General features: G+C 71.9%; 21 protein-coding genes and 1 pseudogene. 9 read left to right on the forward strand and 13 right to left on the reverse strand.

The genetic code is table 11. The features are described from left to right. Positions 1-5: 5 nt before the first annotated feature. The 4 genes from ACWDR0_RS27340 to ACWDR0_RS27355 form a co-directional block, all read right to left on the reverse strand. Complete coding sequence (locus tag ACWDR0_RS27340) at positions 6-1,211, reverse strand: cytochrome P450 (RefSeq protein WP_456354442.1); 1,206 nt, start codon at positions 1,209-1,211, stop codon at positions 6-8. A gap of 64 nt (positions 1,212-1,275) precedes the next feature. Continuing rightward, on the reverse strand, positions 1,276-1,944 hold the full coding sequence (locus ACWDR0_RS27345; protein ID WP_456354443.1) for a response regulator: 669 nt from the start codon (positions 1,942-1,944) through the stop codon (positions 1,276-1,278). Beyond that, a complete protein-coding gene (locus ACWDR0_RS27350; RefSeq protein ID WP_456354444.1) occupies positions 1,941-3,371 on the reverse strand; it encodes a sensor histidine kinase in 1,431 nt (476 codons plus the stop codon). Before ACWDR0_RS27350 ends, ACWDR0_RS27345 begins: the two co-directional genes overlap by 4 nt. 341 nt (positions 3,372-3,712) lie before the next feature. Continuing rightward, the gene (locus ACWDR0_RS27355; RefSeq protein WP_456354445.1) at positions 3,713-4,537 is read right to left on the reverse strand and encodes a diacylglycerol kinase; all 825 of its coding nucleotides are present in this window, start codon (positions 4,535-4,537) and stop codon (positions 3,713-3,715) included. Positions 4,538-4,701: 164 nt separating this feature from the next. Between ACWDR0_RS27355 and ACWDR0_RS27360 the strand changes: the two genes are divergently transcribed. Next, on the forward strand, positions 4,702-5,985 hold the full coding sequence (locus tag ACWDR0_RS27360) for an adenylosuccinate synthase (protein ID WP_456354446.1): 1,284 nt from the start codon (positions 4,702-4,704) through the stop codon (positions 5,983-5,985). Positions 5,986-6,234: 249 nt separating this feature from the next. Then, a complete protein-coding gene (locus ACWDR0_RS27365; protein ID WP_456354447.1) occupies positions 6,235-6,795 on the forward strand; it encodes an RICIN domain-containing protein in 561 nt (186 codons plus the stop codon). Positions 6,796-6,820: 25 nt separating this feature from the next. Here ACWDR0_RS27365 and ACWDR0_RS27370 read toward each other — a convergent pair whose 3' ends face one another. Further along, complete coding sequence (locus ACWDR0_RS27370; RefSeq protein ID WP_456354448.1) at positions 6,821-7,201, reverse strand: hypothetical protein; 381 nt, start codon at positions 7,199-7,201, stop codon at positions 6,821-6,823. 205 nt (positions 7,202-7,406) lie between these two features. On the opposite strand from ACWDR0_RS27370, the gene ACWDR0_RS27375 reads away from it, so the two are divergent. Further along, complete coding sequence (locus ACWDR0_RS27375) at positions 7,407-7,952, forward strand: DUF1707 SHOCT-like domain-containing protein (RefSeq protein ID WP_456354449.1); 546 nt, start codon at positions 7,407-7,409, stop codon at positions 7,950-7,952. Between the two features lie 39 nt (positions 7,953-7,991). Here the strand turns inward: ACWDR0_RS27375 and ACWDR0_RS27380 are convergent, their stop codons facing one another. Then, positions 7,992-9,884, reverse strand: coding sequence for an ABC transporter ATP-binding protein (locus ACWDR0_RS27380; protein ID WP_456354450.1), 1,893 nt, complete (start codon positions 9,882-9,884; stop codon positions 7,992-7,994). A 122-nt stretch (positions 9,885-10,006) separates the two neighbouring features. Between ACWDR0_RS27380 and ACWDR0_RS27385 the strand changes: the two genes are divergently transcribed. Together ACWDR0_RS27385 and ACWDR0_RS27390 are read left to right on the forward strand one after the other, a co-directional pair. Next, positions 10,007-10,669: an ArsR/SmtB family transcription factor gene (locus tag ACWDR0_RS27385; RefSeq protein WP_456354451.1), complete on the forward strand. Its 663-nt coding sequence runs from the start codon at positions 10,007-10,009 to the stop codon at positions 10,667-10,669. Then, positions 10,666-11,988, forward strand: coding sequence for an MFS transporter (locus ACWDR0_RS27390; protein ID WP_456354452.1), 1,323 nt, complete (start codon positions 10,666-10,668; stop codon positions 11,986-11,988). Before ACWDR0_RS27385 ends, ACWDR0_RS27390 begins: the two co-directional genes overlap by 4 nt. Positions 11,989-12,119: 131 nt before the next feature. Here ACWDR0_RS27390 and ACWDR0_RS27395 read toward each other — a convergent pair whose 3' ends face one another. The 4 genes and pseudogenes from ACWDR0_RS27395 to ACWDR0_RS27410 form a co-directional block, all read right to left on the reverse strand. Continuing rightward, complete coding sequence (locus ACWDR0_RS27395; RefSeq protein WP_456354453.1) at positions 12,120-12,845, reverse strand: GntR family transcriptional regulator; 726 nt, start codon at positions 12,843-12,845, stop codon at positions 12,120-12,122. Positions 12,846-12,967: 122 nt separating this feature from the next. Beyond that, a pseudogene (locus ACWDR0_RS27400) lies at positions 12,968-13,102 on the reverse strand (XRE family transcriptional regulator); the annotation flags it as partial. A 70-nt stretch (positions 13,103-13,172) separates the two neighbouring features. Next, positions 13,173-14,444 carry a helix-turn-helix domain-containing protein gene (locus ACWDR0_RS27405; RefSeq protein WP_456354454.1) on the reverse strand — a complete coding sequence of 424 codons (1,272 nt, stop codon included), beginning with the start codon at positions 14,442-14,444 and terminating at the stop codon, positions 13,173-13,175. Between the two features lie 247 nt (positions 14,445-14,691). Beyond that, a complete protein-coding gene (locus tag ACWDR0_RS27410) occupies positions 14,692-14,949 on the reverse strand; it encodes a GntR family transcriptional regulator (RefSeq protein WP_456354455.1) in 258 nt (85 codons plus the stop codon). 156 nt (positions 14,950-15,105) lie between these two features. Between ACWDR0_RS27410 and ACWDR0_RS27415 the strand changes: the two genes are divergently transcribed. The 3 genes from ACWDR0_RS27415 (at position 15,106) to ACWDR0_RS27425 (ending at position 15,990) form a co-directional block, all read left to right on the forward strand. Beyond that, entirely contained in the window at positions 15,106-15,333 is a 228-nt protein-coding gene (locus tag ACWDR0_RS27415; protein WP_456354456.1) for a hypothetical protein, read from the forward strand. Next, on the forward strand, positions 15,330-15,503 hold the full coding sequence (locus ACWDR0_RS27420; RefSeq protein ID WP_456354457.1) for a hypothetical protein: 174 nt from the start codon (positions 15,330-15,332) through the stop codon (positions 15,501-15,503). Before ACWDR0_RS27415 ends, ACWDR0_RS27420 begins: the two co-directional genes overlap by 4 nt. A 181-nt stretch (positions 15,504-15,684) precedes the next feature. Further along, entirely contained in the window at positions 15,685-15,990 is a 306-nt protein-coding gene (locus ACWDR0_RS27425; protein WP_456354458.1) for a hypothetical protein, read from the forward strand. 61 nt (positions 15,991-16,051) lie between these two features. Here ACWDR0_RS27425 and ACWDR0_RS27430 read toward each other — a convergent pair whose 3' ends face one another. The 3 genes from ACWDR0_RS27430 to ACWDR0_RS27440 all read right to left on the reverse strand — a co-directional run bounded on the left by ACWDR0_RS27430 (position 16,052) and on the right by ACWDR0_RS27440 (position 21,341). Next, positions 16,052-18,550 (reverse strand): SufS family cysteine desulfurase, encoded by a 2,499-nt coding sequence (locus tag ACWDR0_RS27430; RefSeq protein WP_456354459.1) that lies wholly within the window; start codon positions 18,548-18,550, stop codon positions 16,052-16,054. A gap of 290 nt (positions 18,551-18,840) precedes the next feature. Beyond that, entirely contained in the window at positions 18,841-19,608 is a 768-nt protein-coding gene (locus ACWDR0_RS27435; RefSeq protein WP_456354460.1) for a sensor domain-containing protein, read from the reverse strand. An 80-nt stretch (positions 19,609-19,688) separates the two neighbouring features. Next, positions 19,689-21,341, reverse strand: coding sequence for a serine/threonine-protein kinase (locus ACWDR0_RS27440; RefSeq protein ID WP_456354461.1), 1,653 nt, complete (start codon positions 21,339-21,341; stop codon positions 19,689-19,691). Between the two features lie 543 nt (positions 21,342-21,884). Between ACWDR0_RS27440 and ACWDR0_RS27445 the strand changes: the two genes are divergently transcribed. Next, complete coding sequence (locus tag ACWDR0_RS27445) at positions 21,885-22,391, forward strand: RICIN domain-containing protein (RefSeq protein ID WP_456354462.1); 507 nt, start codon at positions 21,885-21,887, stop codon at positions 22,389-22,391. The last annotated feature ends 402 nt before the right edge of the window (positions 22,392-22,793 follow it).

Raw genomic sequence — 22,793 nt, forward strand, 5'->3', positions numbered from 1 at the left:
CCCGCCTACAGCTCCACCGGCAGTGCCCGGACCCCCCTGATCACATAGCCCGGCTGCCACTCCGGCTCCCCGGCGAGGCGCATCGTCGGGGCCTCGCGGAGGAGTTCGCCGAAGGAGGCCGCGAGTTCGATGCGGGCCAGCGGGGCGCCCAGGCAGAAGTGGATGCCGGCGCCGAAGGTGATGTGCGGATTGTCGGCGCGGGCCAGGTCGAGGGTGTCCGGGTCGGTGAAGCGGGCCGGGTCGCGGTTGGCCGAGCCGAAGAGCAGGGCGAGTTCCGCGCCGCGCGGGACGACCGTGCCGCCGATCTCGATATCGTCGAGGACCCAGCGTTCGAACATCTGGAGCGGGGTGTCGAACCGCATCAGCTCCTCCACCGCCGTCGGCAGCAGGGAGTGGTCGGCGCGGAGCGCGGCCAGCTGCTCCGGGTGGCGGAAGAGCGTCCACCAGCCGTTGGCCGTGGTGTTGACGGTCGCCTCGTGGCCCGCGTTCAGCAGCAGCACACAGGTGGAGATCATCTCCTGCTCGCTGAGCCGGTCGCCCTCGTCGTACGCGGCGATCAGCGCCGAGATCAGGTCCTCGCCGGGGTTCGTACGCCGCTCGGCGATCAGCATCCGCAGATAGGCGGAGAATTCGAGCGATGCCGTGACCGCCCGGCGCGCGGTCTCCTCCGACGGGTTCAGTTCGAACATCCCGCAGATATCGGCGGACCAGGGCCGCAGCAGATACCGGTCCTCCTCCGGGACCCCCAGCATCTCCGCGATCACCGCCACCGGCAGCGGTTCGGCGACGTCCGCCAGCAGGTCCCCGCCGCCCGCCTTCCGCAGTCCGGCGACCAGTTCGGCCGCCAGCCGCCGTACGGTCGGCTCCAGCGCGGCCACCGTCCGGGGGGTGAACGCCTTGGTGACCAGCCGCCGGATCCGGGTGTGGTCGGGGGCCTCCAGATCGAGGATCCCGTGGTCGTTGAGGGTGTGGAAGGGCTCGTGCTCCGGCGGCGGGGGCGTCCGGCCGAACTCCTCGTGGGTGAAGCGGTGGAGGTACGTCCGCCCCAGCCTGCGGTCCCGCAGCAGCGCCGACACATCCGCGTAGTGGGGGACGAGCCACTGCCGCGTCGGCTCGAACCAGTGCACCCGCCCATCGGACCGCAGCCGCTCGTAGGCGGGGTACGGATCGGCGACGAAGGCGGGCGACCATGGCTCGAAAAGTGCGTCCATATCCGGACGCTAACCGCCGGAAGGGGCCGCTGACCAGGCCCCCACCAGCACAGATGCCGAAAATCTATGAAGGTGTGACGAGCCGGGCCTCGTAGGCGAAGACAGCGGCCTGGGTACGGTCCCGCAGCCCCAGCTTCACCAGCACCCGGCTCACATGGGTTTTGATGGTCGACTCGGCCACCACCAGGTGCTCGGCGATCTCCGCGTTCGACAGCCCCTGCGCGATCAGGACCAGCACCTCCGTCTCCCGCTCCGTGAGATCCCCGACCTGGGCCACGGCCCCCGACTTCGGCGCCTGGGTGAGCCGGGAGAACTCGGTGATCAGCCGGCGGGTCACGGTCGGCGCCAGCAGCGCCTCGCCCGCGGCGACCACCCGGACGCCGTCGGCGAGCTGCCGGGCCGAGGCGTCCTTCAGCAGGAACCCGGAGGCCCCGGCGCGCAGCGCCTGGTAGACGTACTCGTCGAGGTCGAAGGTGGTGAGCACCAGCACCTTGGTGTCGGGGAACGAGGCGACGATCTCCCGGGTGGCGTCGATGCCGTTCAGCTCCGGCATCCGGATGTCCATCAGGACGATGTCGGGGGACAGCTCGGCGACCCTGGCGACCGCCTCGCGGCCGTTGACGGCCTCGCCGACGACCTCGATGTCCGGCATGGCGTTGAGCAGGACGGAAAAGCCCTCCCGGACCATCATCTGGTCGTCGCAGATCAGGACCCGGATGGTGGGGGCGGTCACGACGGCTTCTCCTCGGTGGTGGCGGGTGCGGCGGCGGGCTTCTCCAGGATGACGGCCCCCCGGTCCGCCGCCGCCGCGGGGGTGCCCGGGTTTCCGGTGGCCCGGGCCCGCGCGGGTGCTGCCACCGGCTCGGCCTCCGGCTCCGGCTCCACGGGGGCGACCGGGACGAACGCGGTCACCTCGTACCCGCCGTCCGCCGTCGCGCCGGCCGTCAGCTCGCCGCCGAGCATCGCGATCCGCTCCCGCATCCCGGTGATCCCGTGCCCGGCGCCCGGCGACGGCTGCACCGGCCCGCTCGGCGCGGTGTTCACCACCCGCAGCCCGAGGCCTCCGAGGACATAGCTGACCTCGACCCGGGCCGTGGCACCGGGCGCATGGCGCAGTGCATTGCTCAGCGCTTCCTGGACGATGCGGTACGCGGACAGCTCGACGCCCTGGGGCAGCACGCGGACCGCTCCGGTGACGACCTTCTCCGCGTCGAGGCCGGTCTCCCGGACATTGGCGATCAGACCGTCGAGGTCGGCGAGGACGGGCTGGGGCGCGTCGGGTGCCTCGTAGTCCGCCGCGCGGACGACCCCGAGGATGCGGCGCAGCTCGGTCAGGGCGGAGACGGCGTTCTCGCGGATGGTGGCGAAGGCCTTCACCAGCTCCTCGGGCGGGTCCTCGACCCGGTAGGGCGCGGCCTCGGCCTGGATGGCGACCACGGACATGTGGTGGGCGACGACGTCGTGCAGCTCACGGGCGATGGTGGTGCGCTCCTCCAGCACGGTCCGCTTGTCGCGCTCCACGGCGGTCACGGTCCGCTCGGCACGCACCTGCTGGTCGGCGGTCCTGCGGACGCTGATGGCGACGGCCACCACGAGCACCATGGCGGAGCCCAGGAACATCTGCGGATTGTTCTGGAAGTAGTAGTCGCCGATGACGATCTCGGCGCCGACGCTGCTGGCGGTGGTGAGCAGCCACATCCAGGCCGCGGTCCTGGGCCGGGACCGGACCGCGATCACGAACATGATCAGCAGATGGGCGACGAAGGCGCCCGGCAGCCAGTGGTAGGAGTCGTAGTAGCCGGTGAACAGCGAGGTCCAGGTGGGCGCGGTCAGGGTGAGCCAGAAGGCGCCGACGGGCCGGATCACGGCGAGGGCGATCAGCGCCGCGGGCAGCATGTTCTCGAAGAACATGTCGGCGTTCAGGCCCTGGTAGACGAGTCCGGCGAGGGCGATGACGGCCGCGACGGAGAGCATGAAGGCGTGCGGTATCCACCGCACGACCTGGCGTACCGGGGCGGGGAGCCTGCCGAACAGGGGCCCGTCGGTCCGCATCGGCGGCAGGGGCCGGTAGGCGAAGGCGTCATGGATGAGGTCCTCGCGTAGGCCGTGGAGGACCCCGACGGCGAGGCGGTATTCGGGGCTGCGGGTCGTCTCGGTCACGACATCGACGGTACGGGGCCCGACCAGGCACGTCGTCCGTACGGATACGGATCCTGTGGTGTCCGCCTCAAGGACTACGGCCCCCGTCTCAGGAGGGGCGCCGGGCCCCTGCCGGGCCCCTGCGGGGGTGCCTAGGGGGGTTCCGGTACGGCGCCGGGCGGGCCGCGACCGGGGCCGTACCGGCGGCCGGGCGGCCCCGCGGGAGCCCCCGCCCGCGGCCTCGGCGTGTGCCGTAGGAGCCCCCCGCCCGCGGCCTCAGCGCGCTCCCGGCCTCAGCGCGCTCCCGGCCTCAGCGCGGCCCCCGGCCTCAGCGCGCCCGCGGCCTCAGTACGGCCCCGGCCTCAGCGCGCCCCCGGCCGGAGGCTGACCGGAAGCGTCAGGCCCCAGGCGCCCGCCCGCAGCACCCAGGTCCTGGTGCGGACCGGGCCGCTGACCGTGGTGTCCGCGCGGTAGCGGAAATCCGGTCCGGAGACCGTCACCGTCGACGCCTTCACGGTGACCGCACGGCCCGGCGCGGGATGGTGCACGGTGACCTCCGCCCGGCCGTGCGCCGTACGCAGTGTGACTCCTGCCACCTCCTCGTGGAGATCGCAGAGCAGGGCGCCGTCCGCCTCCACCCGCAGCCGGTGGCCCGGGCCGGGCCCGGGTGCCGGGGCCGGGCGCCGCGCCCCGCCGCGCCGCCCCCGGAAGAGCGCCCGCCAGGCACCCCGCAGCGCGGTCCCGGCGCCGCCGCGGGCGGCCGGGGCCGGGATGGCCACATCGCCGACCACGATGCCGTCGCTCTCGTCGACCAGCAGGTCCAGCCGCCGTACCACCCCGTCCAGCACCGCGCGGGCCGCCGCGACCGGCCCGGGCGGTACGCCGAGGGAGTGCGCGAGCCCCACCCCGGGCCCCACCGGCACCAGCGACAGCGCGCCGTCGCCCGCCCGGAGGTCCCGGTGCAGCAGGGCCACCGCACGCAGCAGCGCCCGGTCGTCACCGACGATCACGGGCCGCCGCGAGCCCCGCCGGGCCAGTGCCCTGGCGAACTCCTCGGGGCTCTCCGGAAGACAGATTTTCGCCCGCGAGCCACCGCACAGAACATCCTTCGCGATCCGCACGGACTCGCCGTCATTACGGCGGGCGACCGGGTCGATGACCACCAGGAGCTGGTCGTGAGCCGACACCTCGGTCCTTCCTCGGGTAGCATCTTTGTGCAAGAGCCCCTTGCGCGATTGCGCCAGGGGCTTCGTCTATTCCGGGGCAACCGGTCCAATGGATCCAGGACGAACGAGGGACGCACTGATCCCCCTGACCTTGGACATGCCCCGCCCGGAAGGGGTGTACGCCTGTGCCCGCACTTGTGCTGCTCGGTGCTCAGTGGGGTGACGAGGGCAAGGGGAAGGCCACCGACCTGCTCGGTGGATCCGTCGACTATGTGGTGCGCTACCAGGGCGGCAACAACGCCGGCCACACGGTCGTCGTCGGCGACCAGAAGTACGCGCTGCACCTCCTCCCCTCCGGCATCCTCTCGCCGGGGTGTACCCCGGTCATCGGCAACGGCGTGGTCGTCGACCCGGCCGTGCTGCTCTCCGAGCTGAGCGGGCTCAACGACCGGGGAATCGACACCTCGAAGCTGCTGATCAGCGGAAACGCCCATCTGATCACCCCGTACAACGTCACCCTGGACAAGGTGACGGAACGGTTCCTCGGTACCCGCAAGATCGGTACGACGGGCCGGGGCATCGGCCCCACCTACGCCGACAAGATCAACCGGGTCGGTATCCGCGTCCAGGACCTCTACGACGAGTCGATCCTCGTCCAGAAGGTCGAGGCGGCGCTGGAGGCCAAGAACCAGCTCCTCGCCAAGGTCTTCAACCGCCGGGCCATCGAGTCCGAGCGGATCGTCGAGGAGATGCTCCAGTACGCGGACCGGATCCGGCCGTACGTCGCCGACACCACGCTGATCCTGAACAACGCCATCGACGAGGGCAAGGTCGTCCTCTTCGAGGGCGGCCAGGGCACCCTGCTGGACGTCGACCACGGCACGTACCCCTTCGTCACCTCGTCGAACCCGACGGCGGGCGGCGCGTGCACGGGTGCGGGCGTCGGACCCACCAAGATCAGCCGGGTCATCGGCATCCTCAAGGCGTACACCACCCGCGTCGGCGCCGGCCCGTTCCCGACGGAGCTGTTCGACGAGGACGGCGAGGCGCTGCGCCGGATCGGCGGCGAGCGCGGTGTGACCACCGGCCGCGACCGCCGCTGCGGCTGGTTCGACGCGGTGATCGCCCGCTACGCGACCCGGGTCAACGGTCTGACGGACTTCTTCCTCACCAAGCTGGACGTCCTCACGGGCTGGGAGCAGATCCCGGTCTGCGTCGCGTACGAGATCGACGGCAAGCGGGTCGAGGAGCTGCCGTACTCGCAGACCGACTTCCACCACGCCAAGCCGATTTACGAGATGCTGCCGGGCTGGTCGGAGGACATCACGAAGGCCAAGACCTTCGCCGACCTGCCGAAGAACGCGCAGGCGTACGTGAAGGCGCTGGAGGAGATGTCGGGCGCGCCGATCTCGGCGATCGGTGTCGGCCCCGGCCGTACCGAGACCATCGAGATCAACTCCTTCCTCTGAGCACCCTCTGAGCATCCTCTGATGCAGTGACCCCCGGGGCCGGGCCGCGGCCCCGGGGGGTTCACCGGAACGCCGGACGGCGCCCGGGCGGGACCTGCGCGGATCCGCCCGGGCGCCGTCGTATGCGCCCCCTGTATGTGCTCATCCGTCTAATGGCGCGTTGCGGCGATTCCCGGTTGCCCGTCCCGGCGGCAGGTTACGTATGGCCACGGCAAGTAGCCGAGTGTGACCGAGAGGGATGGTTGTCCTATGCGTTCTGTTCTGAAGGCGAGTGCCGCGGTGGTTGCGGCGGCCGGCGCGCTGGCCCTGGGGCTGTCCGGTACGGCGACGGCGGGCGCGCCGGTGCCGGTGGCGGAGAAGGCCGCGGCCGCGGTGTTCGTCAAGAACGTCACGCTGCGGCTGGCGAGCGACCCGGGCCAGGCCGCCGACGTCAGCGGCGCGTCGACGACGAACGGCGCCTCGGTCATCCAGTGGGCGCTCACCCGCAACGCCAACCAGCGCTGGGAGGCGGAGGCCACGGACAGCGGGTACTACCGCTTCCAGTCGGTGAACAGCGGGTTCTGTCTGAACGTCCAGGGCGGCGGCAACGAGGACGGCGCCCAGATCATCCAGTACACCTGCGGGGCCGCGGCCAACGAGCAGTGGAAGTTCGTCGCCAAGGGCACCGGCTACCAGATCGTGGCCCGCTCCAGCAACAAGTGCCTCAACGTCCAGGGCGGGGTCGGCCAGGGCCGCAACCTCATCCAGTACACCTGCACCGCGGACGGCGCCGCGAACGATGTCTGGCTGCCGGTCTGGGAGACCGTCTGACGGTGACGGTACGGGCCGCCGCCGTTCAGTTCCGGCGGCGGCCCCGGCCGCGGCTGTCCCGGGGGCGCTCCTGGGGACGTCCTTGGGGCACGCGTTTCTCCAGGAACGCCCAGACGCCGAAGAGGACGGTGGTGGCCGTGGCCGTCCAGAGCACAGGGGCCACCCAGACCGGCGCGGACGAGACCCGTTCGGTCCCGTCGTAGACGCACCACTGGTCGGGCGGGAAGGCGTCGTAGCCGGTATCGGTGAGATCACCGGAAGCCGCCGCGTAGCGGCAGTCGTGGGACTCCGGCAGCAGCATCAGCAGAGCCGTCGTATAGGCGACGCTCAGTGCGATGAAGGACCAGCTGAAAGCGGTCCATAAGGGGCTGCGGTCCGTGTGGGGGCCGGGGGCGCAGGCGGTCATCCCCACATGATGCGGATGGTGGTGGGGGGCGGGGCGCGTGGGGTGGGTGTTGCGTCTGGGGCAAATGCGATACGGGGCCGGAAAGGTGACCGCGGGTGGATCGTCGCCCGGGCCGACGGGCCGGAGTTCTACGGGTCGTGAAAGTACCTTGGTCCGGAGGTAATTGACGAGCAGTCATTTCATCGGGCCGGAATAGCATGGGAGTGTGACCTCCTTTCCGGAAGACCTGTTACGCCGGCGGATCCGCGAAGAGGACCGTGACGCTGTCGTCCGGCGTCTCCAGGAGGCGTACGCGGAAGGGCATCTCACCCATGAGGAGATGGATGCCCTCCTGGGCCGGGCCCTCGCCGCCCGGACCGGTGGTGATCTCGCGGCCGTGCTGTCGGCCCTCCCGGCGGAGCCCTCCGGCACCGTGTCCGAGATCGGGTCGGCGAGCGGCCGGATACGCCGCACCGGCGCCTGGCGGGTGCCGCGGATCCTCAAGGTGACTTCGGCGTTCGGCGGCGTCCGGCTGGACCTGACCCGGGCGGTCATCGAGCATCCGGTGGTCGATATCCGGCTCCGGCTCGGCACGGGCGGCGCGCGGATCAAAGTCCCGCGCCACGCGGTCGTGGAGGTCGACGGTCTGACCGCGGTCTGGAAGGCACCGCGCTACCGGCCGCGTGCCGTGCGCCGCGGCGGCGGTCCGCTGATCCGCATCTCCGGCACCATGGGCCTCGGCCGTCTGAAGGTCCGCCACGCCCGCTGGTGAGGGGCAGGGGTGGCCGTTCGGACGGCCACCCCCCGCCGGCTACACCACCGCCCGTACCCCGTCCTCCGCCGCACCGGCCGCGAACTGCGTGTCGTGCAGCTCCGCGTACCGGCCACCGGCCGCCAGCAGCGTGTCGTGCGTGCCGCGCTCCACCACCCGGCCGTCCTCGACCACCAGGATCTGGTCGGCCGCCCGGACCGTCGACAGCCGGTGCGCGACGACCAGGGCCGTACGGTCGGCGAGCGCGTCCGCCAGGGCCGCCTGGACCGCCGCCTCCGAGGTGTTGTCGAGATGCGCGGTCGCCTCGTCCAGGATCACCACCCGCTGCCGGGCCAGCAGCAGCCGGGCGATCGTCATCCGCTGGCGCTCACCGCCGGAGAGCCGGTAGCCGCGTTCGCCGACGACGGTGTCCAGACCGTCCGGGAGGTCCCGTACGAGCGGGGCCAGCCGGGCCCGCTCCAGCGCCGACCAGAGTTCGTCCTCGGTCGCCTCGGGCCGGGCCAGCAGCAGGTTCGCCCGTACGGACTCGTGGAACAGGTGCCCGTCCTGGGTGACCATGCCGACGGTGGCCCGCAGCGACTCCGCCGTCAGCTCGCGTACGTCGATCCCGCCGATCCGGATCGCGCCCGCGTCCACGTCGTACAGCCGCGGCAGCAGACCCGCGATCGTCGACTTGCCCGCGCCCGAGCTGCCGACCAGCGCGATCGTCTGCCCCGGCTCGGCGCGGAACGAGATGCCCTTGAGGACCTCCTCGCCGCCGCGGGTGTCCAGCGCGGCGACCTCCTCCAGCGAGGCCAGCGAGACCTTCTCGGCGGACGGATAGCCGAACCGTACGCCGTCGAACTCGACCGACAGGGCACCGCCGGGGGTCTCCCGGGCATCGTCCCGCTCCTCGATCAGCGGCTTCAGGTCCAGGACCTCGAAGACCCGCTCGAAGCTCACCAGCGCGCCCATCACCTCGACCCGGGCCCCGGCCAGCGCGGTCAGCGGGGCGTACAGCCGGGTCAGCAGCAGGGCGAGGGCGACGACCGCGCCGGGCTCCATGCTGCCGCGCAGGGCGTACCAGCCGCCGAGCCCGTAGACCAGTGCCAGCGCCAGCGCGGAGACCAGGGTCAGCGCGGTGATGAACACGGTCTGCGCCATCGCCGTCCGTACGCCGATGTCCCGGACCCGGCGGGCCCGTTCGGCGAACTCGCGCGACTCCTGGTCGGGCCGCCCGAAAAGCTTCACCAGGGTGGCGCCCGGCGCGGAGAACCGCTCGGTCATCCGGGTGCCCATCTCCGCGTCCAGCCGGGCCCCTTCGCGCTGGAGCGCGGCCATCCGGGTCCCCATCCGCCGCGCCGGCAGCACGAACACCGGCAGCAGCACCAGCGCGAGGAGGGTGATCTGCCACGACAGGGTGAGCATCACGATCAGCGTGAACACCAGGGTCACCAGGTCCCCGGCGACCCCGGACAGGGTGGTGCTGAAGGCCCGCTGTGCGCCGATGACGTCGTTGTTGAGCCTGCTGACGAGGGCGCCGGTACGGGTCCGGGTGAAGAACGCGACGGGCATTTTCTGGACATGGTCGAACACGGCCCGCCGCAGGTCGAGGATGAGCCCCTCGCCCAGCCGCGCGGAGAGCAGCCGCTCGTACAGGCCGAGCCCGGCCTCGGCGACCGCGATCACCGCGATGACGACGGCCAGTTGTACGACGGTGTCCACCGGCCCGCCGCGGACGATCGTGTCGACCACCCGCCCGGCGAGTACGGGGGTCGCGACGGCCAGCAGCGCGGTGAGCACGCTCAGCCCCAGGAACTGGAAGATCCGCTTTCGGTGAGGTCGCGCGAACCCTCCGATCCGGCGCAGGCTCGCGCGGTTGAAGGGACGCTGGTCCTGTTCGGCGTGCATCGCCCGGTAGGCCTGCACCCAGGCCGTGGTCTCCATACTCATGCCGGGAACGGTAGGACCTCAACCAATCTTGAGGTCAAGGGTCTTATCTGCGGGGCAGACTGCAAAGAGTTCTTCGCAAACAAGTCTTTGCAAAGAACTCTCCGCGTTCTAGCGTGTGTTGGGTGACCGACGCGACGCACGGGCCGCAGAGCCCGCACCCGGTAGAGGATTCCGTTGCCCTGGACGCCGACGGACTGCGTGCCATGGCGCATCCGGTACGGGTGCAGCTGGTCGGGCTGCTGCGAAAACACGGGCCGTCGACGGCCACCCGGCTCGCGGAGCGGCTGGGCGTGAACTCCGGTACGGCCAGCTACCATCTGCGGCGGCTCGGCGCGGCCGGGTTCGTCGAGGAGGACACCGGGCGCGGCAACGCGCGGGAGCGCTGGTGGCGCTCGGTGCACCGGATGACGACGTTCGACAGCCGGGAGCTGGCCGACCGGGAGCCCGAGGCAACCCTGGCCTTCCTGCAGTCCGTCGCCGCCGCGTACACCCTGCGCACCCAGCAGACGCTGAACGAACTGCAGACCATGCCGAGTGAATGGCGGGACGCCTTCGACCTGAGCAACTGGGCGCTGCGGCTCACACCGGAAGAGACCGTCGCCCTGCGGGAGGAGCTGAGGGCCGTCATCGTCCGGTACCGCCCGGACACACCGGAGACGGCGGCGAGCGCTCCGGCGGGCGCCGAGCGGGTGGGCGTGGTCACGCACCTCCTGCCGGAGCCGGAGGCGCATTCCGGCCCGGCGGGGGACTCCGGGGCCGGGGCCGCGGCGGCGGAGCTGCCGTGATACCGGACGCTCCGGCCGCGGCCGCCATACCCGGCGGGCGGTCCTTACGGCCGCTGGCCGGAGTGCTGGCGGCCATGGCCGTATCGCTGACCGGTACCCGGGTGTCCGCGATCGCCCTCCCCTGGTTCGTCCTGGTCACCACCGGCAGCGCCACCCTGACCGGGCTGGTGGCCTTCTTCGAGCTGGCGCCCTATGTGGTGGTCAAGGCGTTCACCGGACCGCTGGTGGACCGGATCGGCCCGCGGACCGTCTCCTGGGCGACGGATCTCACCAGCGCGGCCGCGGCCGCCGCGGTGCCCCTGCTCCACGCCCTGGAACTGCTGTCCTTCCCGCTGCTGCTGGCCCTGGTCGCGGTGATCGGCGCCGCCCGCGGGCCCGGCGACCTGGCGAAGGAGGTCATGGTCCCCGAGGCGGCGGAGCGCGGCGGGATACCGCTGGAGCGGGCCACCGGCCTGTCCGCTGTCACCGAACGCCTTGCCGCCACTCTCGGCCCGGCGGCCGGTGGTGCCCTGGTCACGCTGCTCGGCCCGCTGACCGGGCTCGCCGTCAACGCGGTCTGCTTCGCCCTCGGCTCGGTGATCATCGCCCTGGTGCTGCCGGGCCGTACGGGAGCCCCGCCGCGGACCGGAGCGCGGGAAGCGGGTTACTGGAAACGTTTCGGCGAGGGCTTCGCCTTTCTGCGCGGTGAGCCGCTGATGCTCACCGTCATCGTGATGGTGAGCATCACCAATCTGCTCGACGCGGCGTTCATGACGGTCCTGCTGCCGGTCTGGGCCAGGGAGTCGGGCAACGGCCCGGCCGCGATCGGCCTCACCGCCACCGCGACGGGTGCCGCGGCGGTCGCCGGCAGCCTGATCGCCGCGGCGGCCGCCCACCGGCTGCCGCGCAGGGCCGTGTTCTTCACCGGCTTCCTGCTGGCCGGAGCCCCGAAGTTCCTGATCCTCGCCTCCGGCGCCCCACTCGGCGCCGTCCTGGCGGTCTTCGCCGTCGGCGGCTTCGGCGCGGGCTTCCTCAACCCGGTCGTCGGCGCCGTCGTCGTCGAACGGGTCCCGCGCCGGATGCTGGGCCGGGTCAGCGCCCTCGGCGACTCCCTGGCCTGGACGGGCATCCCCCTCGGCGGCCTGCTCGCGGGGGCGGCGGTGGCCGCCGCGGGACTCGTACCCGTACTGCTCGTCTGCGGCTCCCTGTACTTCCTCACCACGAACCTGGCGGGACTCCGGCCGGAGTGGCGCGAGCTGGACCGCCGGGGCGGAAGGGACGCCGGACAGCGGCCCTCCGGGGAAGGCGTGCCACGGGGCGGTGCGGATCTCAGGAAGTGACGGGCCCGGGAGGGAATGTGGCCTTCCGGAGAGGTCCGCCGCGGACCCGGCCACCGACAGTGGCGGCCGGGCCCACGGGCGGCTGTCCGTCCCGGAACGGCCCGTGACCCGGTTCGTCCGGTGCCGGACGGCTACCGGCTGCGCAGAACGCCGGACCAGCGCAGAACGGTCGAGCCACCGGTGACCTTGACCGCCACCTCCACGACCCGGCCGTCGGCGAGACGGACGGTCCGGATCACCTGGCTGACAACGGCGCCGCTCTCGGTCAGCCCGAGGACGTCCTTCTCCGCGGGAGTGGGAAGCCGGGACGTGACCTCTTCGAGGACATGATCCTGCTCCATCCCGAGGCGCTCGGCGGCCAACTCCCTTGAGCCGCCGGTGGAGACGGGCTCCGTCAACTCCGGTGTGGCAGCAATGACATAGGCGGGGTAGTAGGAACTGCTGATGTGGATGGGTGTGCCGTCGCGGCTGACGACGCGGCGGCGTACGTGGACCGGGGTACCGGGCGTGACATCGAGGCGCGCGGCCACCAGTTCATCCGCGCCGACCGTGCCGGTTTCCAGGACGCGGGAGGTCTCGCCCCCGCCGAGTGCCGTACCGGTGTGCCGGTGCAGACGTACCCGCGCCGAGACGTTGTTGCTGATCGGACCGGAGACGACCACGGCGGCATCCCGCCCGGGAAGAGTGAGCCCTTCCGCCTTGAGGACGCGGTAGGCGCGGCCCGCCGTCGTGTCGTCGACACCGAACTGTTCGCACACCTCTTGAAGTGACGGCATGGCGTCGCCGGGTGCGAGGACGCCGTCCTGAATCCCCCGCCGATAGTGCTCCGCGATGGCCGCGTATCCCACCTGGGCCATTCCGGTCTCCTCCCTGCCGGGCGCCGCACGGCTCCGGTGCCGGTGCGGCACTGCCCTTCCGAGGCTTCCAGGGTCCGGGCAGGGCGGCCAGCCGTGGCGGCGATGTCCACGCGAACGTGTCAGGAGGAGCCGGGCAGGCCGCGTACGGTGAGACGGTCGCCGTGCTGGAGGACGACGACGTAGTGCAGGCCGGTGTAGGTGCTGTCGCGGCTGCTGGAGTGGTACTCGTAGCGGGACAGCCAGACACCGAAGTAGTTGCGGTGGGCCTCTGCCGCTTGCAGTGCGCTGTTCGGTGTCGCCATGGGAGCTGCCCTTCAGGGCTACGAGTCAGCCCGAGATGGGTTGGAAGGCGTATTCGAGCTGGTCGTGCAGCGGGCCGTGCTGCCATCGGCCCATGTTCTGCCGCAGCACCTTGAGTTCGCCGATATGGCGAGCCGATCCCGTCTCGGCGGCGATCCGTGCGGACTCGGCGGCGAGAGCCAGTGCCTGGTCGGGTTCGCCGAGAGCGGCGTGCGCGGTGGCCTGGCGGGCCAGATAGACCCCGGCTCGGCGTCGAGCGGTGTCCGGGACGGCGGAAGTGACCCGGTGCCACAGGGGTTTCGCTTCGGCGTGTAGGCCGAGACGGCCGTAGCAGGTGGCACGCTGGATGTCGAAGAAGAGGGGGTTCCTGGCCGCGGCCCCGCGCCCCCAGGGAGCAGGCGGTTGTTCGGGTCGGGACGCCGCGGTGTTCTGGGCCGTGTCGAGCAGCCGGTCGACGGCGGAGCGGTCTCCGAGCAGGGAATGACCGTGTGCCTGCTGGTACATCAACTGCATCCGGGCTACGGGCGGAAGCCCGGTCAGATGGAGTCCGCGTTCGCAGAGGGCCACGGCGGCCCGGCCGTCGCCCAGCTCGGTGTGGAGGTAGGCCAGGTTCGCCAGGGTGTAGGCGTGCAGGTCGGTGTCGCTGACGGTCTGGGCATCGGCCAGGGCCGCCGTGTGCCAGGAGCGGGCGGTTCCCCACTCTCCGGCGTCCTGGTGAAGCCACCCGGTGAGAACGGCGTAGGCCGCTGCCAGGCGCGTCAGATCGTCCCGCACCCGGCCCGAGGCCGTCCGTCCCAGGGCACTGATGAGCTGGTACTGCGCGGTGACCGTCGCCATCAGATCGTGTGGGCCGAGCACCATGTCGGCGGTCTGGTGAAGGGCAAGCTGCCGGGTGAAGTAGTCGAGGAGCTGGAGGTCCGTACGACCGGCTGCTCCGGCGGGAAGGGGACTGACCGCGGCGAAGGCGCCTCCCGCCCCGGCCGCGAGGAAATGCCTTCGCTTCACAGGATCCTCCTGAGGGTCGGGATCGGTGATGCAGCCGGGCGGCGGTGTGAACCCCAGCTCTGCGGGGGTGAGTCCGAAGGCTGCGCTCAGGACGGTTGCGGTGTCGGGGCGAGGCCAGCCGGGGTGTGCGGACTCCCAGCGGCGGTAGGTCCGGGCACTGATGCAGAAGTGCGGGTCGCCCAGGATCTCCCGGCCGATGGCGCTGAGCGCCTCGGCGGCTTGCTCCTGGGAATGCCACCCCTGCCCGATCCGGGCCGAACGTAACCGCCTGTTGATGCGCTCCGGGATCGCCACACCATCACGGTACGCCCGGGCTGTTGCCCATTCCACGGTCCGGCCGACCGACTGCCGCCCTTCGGGGTGGCGATGGCCGCTCAATGGCCGCTGCGCGGCCGGTCGATGGCCGCGCCGTGTCCTGGTGGTGCTGTCGGGAGAGCGGTTGCATGGAATCCGCGCCTGAGGTTCCGCCCGGGCGTGCAGTTCCCCGCCGGAGAGGAGCGCTTCATGAACGGCGGCGACACCATGGTGCCGCCTCGGCGGGTCAGGGCCGTTGTTCGGTCGGCTCCGGCGGGTCGGCGACGAAGGTGCCGAGCCCGACCTCGCCCCGCACGATGCCCTGCTGCTTCAGATGCAGAAAGGCCTTCTGCACCGTCGATGTGGCCACTCCGAATTCGGCGGACAGCTCCACGACAGGCGGCACTCGGCTCCCGACCGGATAGGTGCCGTCCGCGATCCGCTCGCTGACCAGCGCGGCGATCTGTCTCCAGATGGGCCGGGTGCGATCGAGTTCATGCTCCATGTTCTTGACGCTAGGTAACCGCAGTAGACCGCGCGACCGCAGTTAACCTCAGTGCAGTGCGGTTGACCGCGGTTAACCGCGGTATATATAGAGAACGCGAAGCCCCCGCGGCCGTGCAGGGCCCGGGGGTGTGGCCGACTGCAAAGGAGTCGACATATGCATCGTACTGACGACCGGACCGGGGTGGGGCGTCTTGCGTCCCGTGCCGTGCTGGATCCCGCCGCTCCGGTCGAGGCCTGGCAGCCCTGTGAGTGCGGGCGGCCGGTATGTCCGGACCGCTCGCCCGCCGAGCCCTCGGCCGGCCCGATCGCGGAGGCGCCCGTCTCCCGGGCGATTCCGGCCCTCGTCCGGCGGCTCGAAGAGCCCGCCCGGCGGGTCCGGTGACCGAGGACCTCGCTCCCGTACCCGAGTACTGCGTCTACTGCGACCGTCCGGTCGAGCGCTCCGAGGAGAACCTGGTGATGCTCGGGTTCTCGTCGTCCGGCTCGCGGCCCTCGCTGTACGCGCATCCCGAGTGCCCGGCCCCGCGCAGGCGTGAGGCCGCTCGGCGCTGAAGGCTCCCGTGCGCGCCGCAGCCCCAACTGCCCGCGTACGGGAATCGGTCCCGGCCCCGCGGACGACCCCCGGCGCGGGGCCGGGACCACTCAGCGGCCGTGCCCCCGGCGAGCACCGGGGCTCCACCGTGCACCGACCACCTCACCGACACCCTCACCCCACCCCACCCGGAGCACGTCCATGATCCTCACCACCGATTTCCGGCGCGGCCCCACCGATGTCGTCCACTGCGAGGCGTGCTGGCGCGCGCCCGTCACCACCGCTCGTATCGCGCCCGCCGGGCGTGATCTCCTCTGCGCGCCCTGCGCCCTCACCGACAGCCCGCTCAGGGTCGTGCTGTTCCCGCCGCTCGGGATCTACCGGCTGACGTACCGGCGGCTGGAGCTGGGCAAGCACGCGAAGCCCAGGCCCCAGCTTCCGCCGGACCCCGGTCCTCATCCGCCGAAGCCCACTCCCGAGTCCCCGCCCGGTACCCCGCCCGTGTGAGGCAGGGAAGGGCACGGGTACGGCCCCCGCCGCGAGGAGCGGCGGGGGCCGTCGTCCTGTGTCAGGCCGCCACCTCCAGATCCGGGGCCGCCGGGGCCGTCCGCAAGGCGTAGACCGCGCTTCTCGGGGTTTCCGCGACCCTCGACCAGTCCTCGAAGCCCGCCTCACGGGCCAGTCGGCGGAGCGCCGGTTCGCCCGCGTGGTTGCCCAGGGCCAGGGGGCCGTTCTGGGCGGCCGCGGCCGGGAGGCAGAGGGTGGTGGAGAGGGCCATGAAGAGCCGGCCGATGGGGTGGGTGTTGCCGGTGGGATCCGCGCCCGCGTTCGGTTCGACCAGCATCAGTACGCCGTCGGGCTTAAGGATCCGGCGGGCCGCCCGCAGCGTGGCCAGCGGATCGCCCATATCGTGCAGGCAGTTGAAGAGGGTGACCAGATCCGCCTGCGGATACGTTGCGTCGAGGTCGGCCGCCGCCACCGTGTGGAAGTGGGTGCGGTCGTCGAGTTCGCGCTCCTCGGCGATGATCCGGGCCCGGTCGATGGACTCCCGGTGGTAGTCGTAGCCGTGGAAGACGGAGCGCGGATACGCCCCGGCCATCAGCAGCGTCGAGTACCCCACCCCGCAGCCGATGTCCGCGACCGTTGCCCCCGCGGTGAGCCGCTCGTGCGCGCCCTCGACCGCCGGGATCCACTTCTGCACGATGTTCGCCCGGTACGCGGGCCGGAAGAAGCGGGCCACCGCCCGGAACATCTGCGGCGGGTACTCGCCCCAGTCGACCCCGCCCCCGGTCCGGAAGCACTGCGCCAGCTTGTCCTCGACCGCGTACAGCGACTGGAGGGAACCGTAGATGCCGACGGCCGCTGTCGGGGCGTCCGGTTCGGCGAGCACCCGGGCGTGGGCGGCGGGGAGTTCGTACGCGTACGAGTCACCGCTGCCGTTGCCGGTGCCCGGCGCCACCCGGACATAGCCCGCGCCGACCTGGGTGTGCAGCCACTCGCGTACGTACAGCTCCTGTGTCCCGGTCCGGGCCGCCAGCGCGGCCGGGGTGAGCGGGCCCGCGCCCGCCATCGCCCGGTAGAGGCCGAGCCGGTCGCCGAGGGAGACCGCGAGACCGTTCGCCGCGGCGGCCGCGTCCGCGAAGACCGTGTCCATGAAGGCTGCCGTCTCCGGGTCGGGCCCGGCGGCGGGCACAGCGGGGGCCGGGGCCGCGGACCGTACGGGAACGGCGGCCGGGACCGCGTGCACCCGGGGCTCCACCAGCTCGGCCAGCGCGTCCGCGAACGCGTCGACCTCGGCCTCCGTCGTATGCACGGCGAACGACGCCCTTGTCGTGGCGGGCAGTCCGAACCGTACGCACGCGGGCCGGGCGCAGAGATGGCCCACCCGGATCGCGATCCCCTTCGCGTCCAGATGCTCCCCGATCTCCTCCGGCGCCAGGTCCCGCAGCGCGAACGAGATCGCCGGCCCCCGGTCGGCCGTATCGGCGGGTCCGACGATCCTGGCGCCGCCGATCGAAGCGAGCGCGTCCAGCGCCCGGGCGGTCAGTGCCGCCGCATGGGCCGCCACCCGGTCCCGGCCGAGGCCGTCGAGATAGGTGCAGGCCGCGGCGAGCCCGACGGTCTGGGCGATGACCGGTGTCCCCGCCTCGAAACGGTGCGGCGGATCCGCGTAGGTGGAGTGCGCCATCGTGACGGTGTCGTTCATCTCCCCGCCGGTCAGGAAAGGCGGCAGCGCGGCGAGCAGCTCCGGCCTGCCCCACAGCACCCCGATACCGGTGGGGCCGTACATCTTGTGGCCCGAGAAGGCCAGGAAGTCGACGCCGAGGGTCCGTACGTCCACCGGCAGATGCGGTACGGACTGGCAGGCGTCCAGCACGGTCAGCGCCCCGACCGCCCGCGCCCGGGCGGTGATCACATCGACCGGGTTCACCGTGCCGTAGACATTGGACTGGTGGGTGAAGGCGACGACCCGGGTCGACGCGTCGACGGTCTTCTCCAGCTCTCCGAGGTCGAGCCTGCCGTCGGGGGTGATGGTGAGCCAGCGCAGTTCGGCGCCGGTATGCCGGCACAACTGCTGCCACGGCATCAGATTGGAGTGGTGCTCCATCTCGGTGATGACGACGTTGTCGCCGGGGCCGACGGCCAGCGACCGCAGCTCCCGGGGCGAGTGACCGGCGTTCATCAGCCCGTACGCGACGAGATTGAGCGCCTCGGACGCGTTCTTCGTGGTGACGATCTCGTCCGGCCCGGCGCCGATGAAAGCGGCGATCCGGGCCCGCCCGGCCTCCAGCAGCTCCGTGGCCTCCCGGGCCAGCTGGTGGTAGCTGCGGTGCACATTGGCGTTGTGGAGCCGGTAGTAGTCCAGCTCGGCGTCCAGCACGGCCTGCGGTTTCTGCGAGGTGGCTGCGCTGTCCAGATACACCAGCGGCAGACCGTCCCCGACGGTCCGCCGCAGTACGGGGAAGTCCGCGCGGACCGCCCCGGTGTCGATTCGGTTGTTCTGGTCGATGCTCTGACCGGTGCCGGCACCGCCCCGTCCCGTGGTGGCCTGTGTGGCGGTCACCATGCGGTGGGCGGTGCAGGGACAACCGGAGGTGCTGCTCCCCTGTTCCATCGTGGTAGGGCCTTTCTCGACAGTCCCGGCGGAAGGACCGGCATCCCCCGGGAACTCCCGGTGTGGTGTGGGTGCCATGAGAGAACTGCCGTACCGCGGCCCGCGCAAGAAGCGCGCACCGGCGCATCCACGGTGGTGGAATGCGCCGGGCACAAGCGCGGCCGTACGGTGAAAAGCGCTGGTCAGGGGGGTGAGAACGGGTACGGCGGCTGCTGTCCGCCGTCACCCGGAGCGGGACCGGGTCAGCCCAGCTTCTTGAGCTGCGCGTCCAGGATGTCCTTCGGCTGCTCGGCCTTGCCGCTCAGACCGATGGTGTGGGTGGTGAGGATCTCCGAGCCCTTGCGGACCACGACGAGCTGGGTCTCCATCGTCCCATCGCCCATGTCGGCCGAGACGGTGTAGGCGAGCGCCTCGTCGCCACCCGTGTAGGAGCCCGGGGTGATCTTGGTGTACTTGGTCTTCTCGGTGGTCACCGTGCCGGTGTAGCCCCCAGCGCAGGACTCCGCGGACTTCTTCAGGTCCGCCATCGCCTTTCCGGCGGCGTCGGCGTCCCCGTACGAACCGAGGGTGACGATGTTGATCGAAGCGCCCTGCAAGCCCTTCAGCGCCGCCTCGGCCTTCTCCTCCTCGGTACCGCTCGTCGGCTTCTCGCCCGCCATCCGCGACAGCTGCCGGGCCGCCAGGGCGCCCTCGTCGCCGGGGGCACCCACCACGAGGACCCCGTTCACCACGGCGCACTCGCTCTTGTCGGCCGTCGCGCCCTTCGCCTCGGTCAGCTCTGCGGCGGGCGGGGTCTTCACCGAGTGGCCCTTGAGGTCCTCCTTGGCGACGATCAGCTTGTCCAGCTCGGCCTGCGTCTTCGCCGGAGCCGACTGCTTCGTCCCTTCGCCACCGCCCTTCTCCCCCTGGGAGTCCTTCTTGCCGTCCTCCCCGCCGCAGGCGGCGAGGAGCAGCGCGAGGGAGACGGCGGACGCGGCAACGGCACCGCGGCGAACAAAGGTGGTCTGCATTCGGAAGCTTCCTTGAGGGATGGGCGGTACATGACAGGTGTGACAGGTGCGGCGGGCGGACCCGTCACGGCCCCCGTGGCCTACTGCTTGGTGTATTTGAGCGGGGTCTCCCCCGACCCGACGAGCTCCCGGACGATCGTGGAACCGCCGGACAGCTTCAGCCGGCTCCACTCTCCCGGGTCGCACTTCCCGGGATTCCCCGACTCGACCTCGGTGGGCCCGAGTTCGAGGGGCGTCCCGGCCTTCTTGAGCTTCGCCGACCAGGTGCAGGTGTAATCGGGTCCGCTGCCGGTCAGTTTCATGACCTTCTCGCCGGTGGTGCCGTCTTCGATGGCCATCGTGCGGACGTGCTCCCCCTGCGGCGACTGGAACGCCGCACGCCAGATGCCAATGTAGGCGTTGGGGACGGTGTTTCCGTCATCACGCGTGATATCACCGGGCTCCACCGGGGCCGAGTCCTCCGGTATCGGAGTCTCGCCCTCCTGGGCGGGCCAGAGGGGGGAGGTCACCTCCAGGATCGAATCGCCCGTCATACGGTCCTCGGCGCCCTGGGGGGCGAGGAAGTTGGCGTAGACGAGTCCCGCTCCGACGGGGGCGACCACCAGCAGGGCGAAGGCGATGCCCAGATAGAGGGCGATCCGGCGGCCGCGGCGAATCGGCTGCTGTGCCGCCGTGGCGCCCGTCTTCGAGGCCGGGTCCGGCAGCGGGGTCGCCGCCGTGGCGGGGGACTGTCCGGTTCCGTACGGCGCCGGGGGCGGTGTGTCCTGGAGCGGTGATATCTGCTGCTGGGGTCCGGTGCTCTCCTCCACCTCCAGCAACCGCACGGCGTGACGGCCGAGCTGGGCGACGAGCGCCCCGGGGAGCCAGGGCTCGCCATCGGCCTCGGGCCCCTGTTCCCGCTGTCCCTGTTCCGGTTCCGGTTCCGGTTCCGCCGTCCGGGCGAGGATTTCGTCCACGGACGGCCGCCGCTCCGGCTCCTTGTGCAGACAGTCCCGTACGAGCCGCGCCAGCCCGTCCGGCAGCCCGGACAGGTCCGGCTCGTCCTCCGCGATCCGGAACATCACGGCATGGCTGTTCTGGGTGTCCCCGAACGGCAGCTTCCCGGTCGCCGCGAACATCAGGATCGACCCCAGGCAGAACACGTCGCACGCGGGCGTCACCCGCAGCCCCCGCACCTGCTCGGGCGCCATGAAACCGGGGGAGCCGACCACCGCGCCGGTGCGGGTGATGCCGTTGTCCGCGCCCTCCAGGGCCCGGGCGATACCGAAGTCGATGACCCGGGGGCCGTCGATGGTGACCAGGATGTTCGAGGGCTTCAGATCGCGGTGGATCAGCCCGGCGCCGTGAATGGAACGCAGCGCGTGCGCGAGGCCGGACCCCAGGATGCGTACGGAGCGTTCGGGCAGCGGGCCGTACCCCTTGGTCACCACGTCGCTCAGCGCGGGCCCCGCGACATAGCCGGTGGCCACCCAGGGCACCGCGGCCTCGGTGTCCGCGTCCAGGACCGGCGCGGTCCACTCGCCGCCGACCCGGCGGGCCGCGTTCACCTCCAGCCGGAAGCGCTCCCGGAAGGACTCCTGGGCGGCGAGTTCGGGCCGGATGAGTTTCACCGCGACCGTACGGCCCCGGTTGCTGCGTGCCAGATAGACCTGGCCCATGCCGCCCGCGCCGAGCCGGGCGAGCAGCCGGTACGCGTCGATATGGCGCGGATCTCCAGCCGCCAGCATCTCCATCGTTCCCCCCGGCACCGTGATCCCCGTCCCTGGACGCATTGAGGATAGGCCGCACGGGGCGGCGGCCGCGCCCCCACCCCTGGCCCGGGAGAAGGCTCACAGGTTGGGGGGTGTGGGGCGGATGGGGCGCGGGGTGTTGTGCCGGGAGGGTGCGGAGGGAGGGTGTGTAGGGAGTGTGTGCGGGAGGAGCCCGGCCGAGCCCGGTGCGGCAGAGGGGTGGGGCTGGAGTGGTACCGGGGTGGACCCGCAGCCGGGTCGGGGGCGGCCCGGGGCGGGGTCCGGTCCGGTGGCGCGGCGGCCGCGTCGCGCCGGGCGTTGCGCCGACCGGCGTCAGGCGCGCGCGGCGGTGTTCACCCGATGGCGGGAAGATCGCCGGTCGCCCTTCTCCGGCGCTCCCGGGCGGACGAACACTGGGCGGGCGGGGCGCGTGCCCCGGCTCTCACGACTCCCGAACTCCCTGACCCCCGGTCTCCCGGGCGCCCTGAACCTCCGGGTTTCCGGCCGCCCGGAACCCGGGGATCCGGACTCTCGAAAGGTGCTCCTATGCGTGCGGGGAAGAAGACCCTGGCGGCCGTGGTGATCGCGGGCGCGGCGGCGGCCGGACTGCTGAGCGCGCCCGGCGCCCAGGCGGCCGCGGCGGCGACGCTCTACACGGCCGAGTCGTTCGCGGGCCTCTGCCTCGAACTGCGCGCCACCGACAAGGCGCTCGTCCAGTCGGACTGTACGGGCGCGGCCAACCAGCAGTTCGAGTTCGCGTCCGTCGGCGGCGGGGCGTACGAGATCCGCGAACTGGGCACCAACCAGTGCTTCGACGTGAAGGAGGCCAGCACCGCGCCCGACGCGCCGGTCATCGGCTTCGAGTGCGGGGGCCAGCCGAACCAGCGGTTCGCGGTGACCCCGGGCGGCGAGGGCTATGTGATCGAGACCTTCGCGGGGAAGTGCCTGGATGTGAAGGGCGGCAGCGAGGCGGCGGGGGCGCCGATCGTGCAGACGGAGTGCGAACTGGCCAAGGAGAGCCAGACGTTCGCGATCGAACGCCTGACGCCGTAGGGCCGCGGGCCCCGTAGCGGGTCGGGCGCACGGGGGCCGGGTGCGTTGTCCGGCGCCGGGCCTTGGGGTGCCCGGCCCGGCCCGGGGCGGTGGCTTCTGCCGCAGGACCGGGCCCCGGGGCGGTGTGCCCCAGTCATGGCTCGCGGCACTGGAGTGCTGCGGGCCATGCCCGGGGCGGGGGAGCGCGGTGGGGCGCGGGGGCTGTTTCCGGCCGCAGACCGTGGGTGGCTGGTCGCGCAGTTCCGCCCCCTACGCCTTCGGCGTGGGGGGACCCCCAGCGCCCCCACGCCCGAGTGCCACCATGCCCTAGGGGGTGTCTTCAAACGATCTTGGATGGTGGATCATGGTGCGGTGATACGTCGCCATGAACTGTCCGATGCGGAGTGGGCCTTCGTGCAGCCG

It is taken from the genome of Streptomyces sp. NPDC003691, from assembly GCF_053981115.1.

What these genes read in the sequence shown, in the direction of transcription:
- ACWDR0_RS27340 (WP_456354442.1), bottom strand. Translation starts at nt 1,211, where the DNA reads ATGGACGCACTTTTCGAGCCATGGTCGCCCGCCTTCGTCGCCGATCCG.
- ACWDR0_RS27365 (WP_456354447.1), top strand. Translation starts at nt 6,235, where the DNA reads ATGCGTTCTGTTCTGAAGGCGAGTGCCGCGGTGGTTGCGGCGGCCGGC.
- ACWDR0_RS27370 (WP_456354448.1), bottom strand. Translation starts at nt 7,201, where the DNA reads ATGACCGCCTGCGCCCCCGGCCCCCACACGGACCGCAGCCCCTTATGG.
- ACWDR0_RS27380 (WP_456354450.1), bottom strand. Translation starts at nt 9,884, where the DNA reads ATGAGTATGGAGACCACGGCCTGGGTGCAGGCCTACCGGGCGATGCAC.
- ACWDR0_RS27395 (WP_456354453.1), bottom strand. Translation starts at nt 12,845, where the DNA reads ATGGCCCAGGTGGGATACGCGGCCATCGCGGAGCACTATCGGCGGGGG.
- ACWDR0_RS27410 (WP_456354455.1), bottom strand. Translation starts at nt 14,949, where the DNA reads ATGGAGCATGAACTCGATCGCACCCGGCCCATCTGGAGACAGATCGCC.
- ACWDR0_RS27415 (WP_456354456.1), top strand. Translation starts at nt 15,106, where the DNA reads ATGCATCGTACTGACGACCGGACCGGGGTGGGGCGTCTTGCGTCCCGT.
- ACWDR0_RS27425 (WP_456354458.1), top strand. Translation starts at nt 15,685, where the DNA reads ATGATCCTCACCACCGATTTCCGGCGCGGCCCCACCGATGTCGTCCAC.
- ACWDR0_RS27430 (WP_456354459.1), bottom strand. Translation starts at nt 18,550, where the DNA reads ATGGTGACCGCCACACAGGCCACCACGGGACGGGGCGGTGCCGGCACC.
- ACWDR0_RS27435 (WP_456354460.1), bottom strand. Translation starts at nt 19,608, where the DNA reads ATGCAGACCACCTTTGTTCGCCGCGGTGCCGTTGCCGCGTCCGCCGTC.
- ACWDR0_RS27440 (WP_456354461.1), bottom strand. Translation starts at nt 21,341, where the DNA reads ATGGAGATGCTGGCGGCTGGAGATCCGCGCCATATCGACGCGTACCGG.
- ACWDR0_RS27445 (WP_456354462.1), top strand. Translation starts at nt 21,885, where the DNA reads ATGCGTGCGGGGAAGAAGACCCTGGCGGCCGTGGTGATCGCGGGCGCG.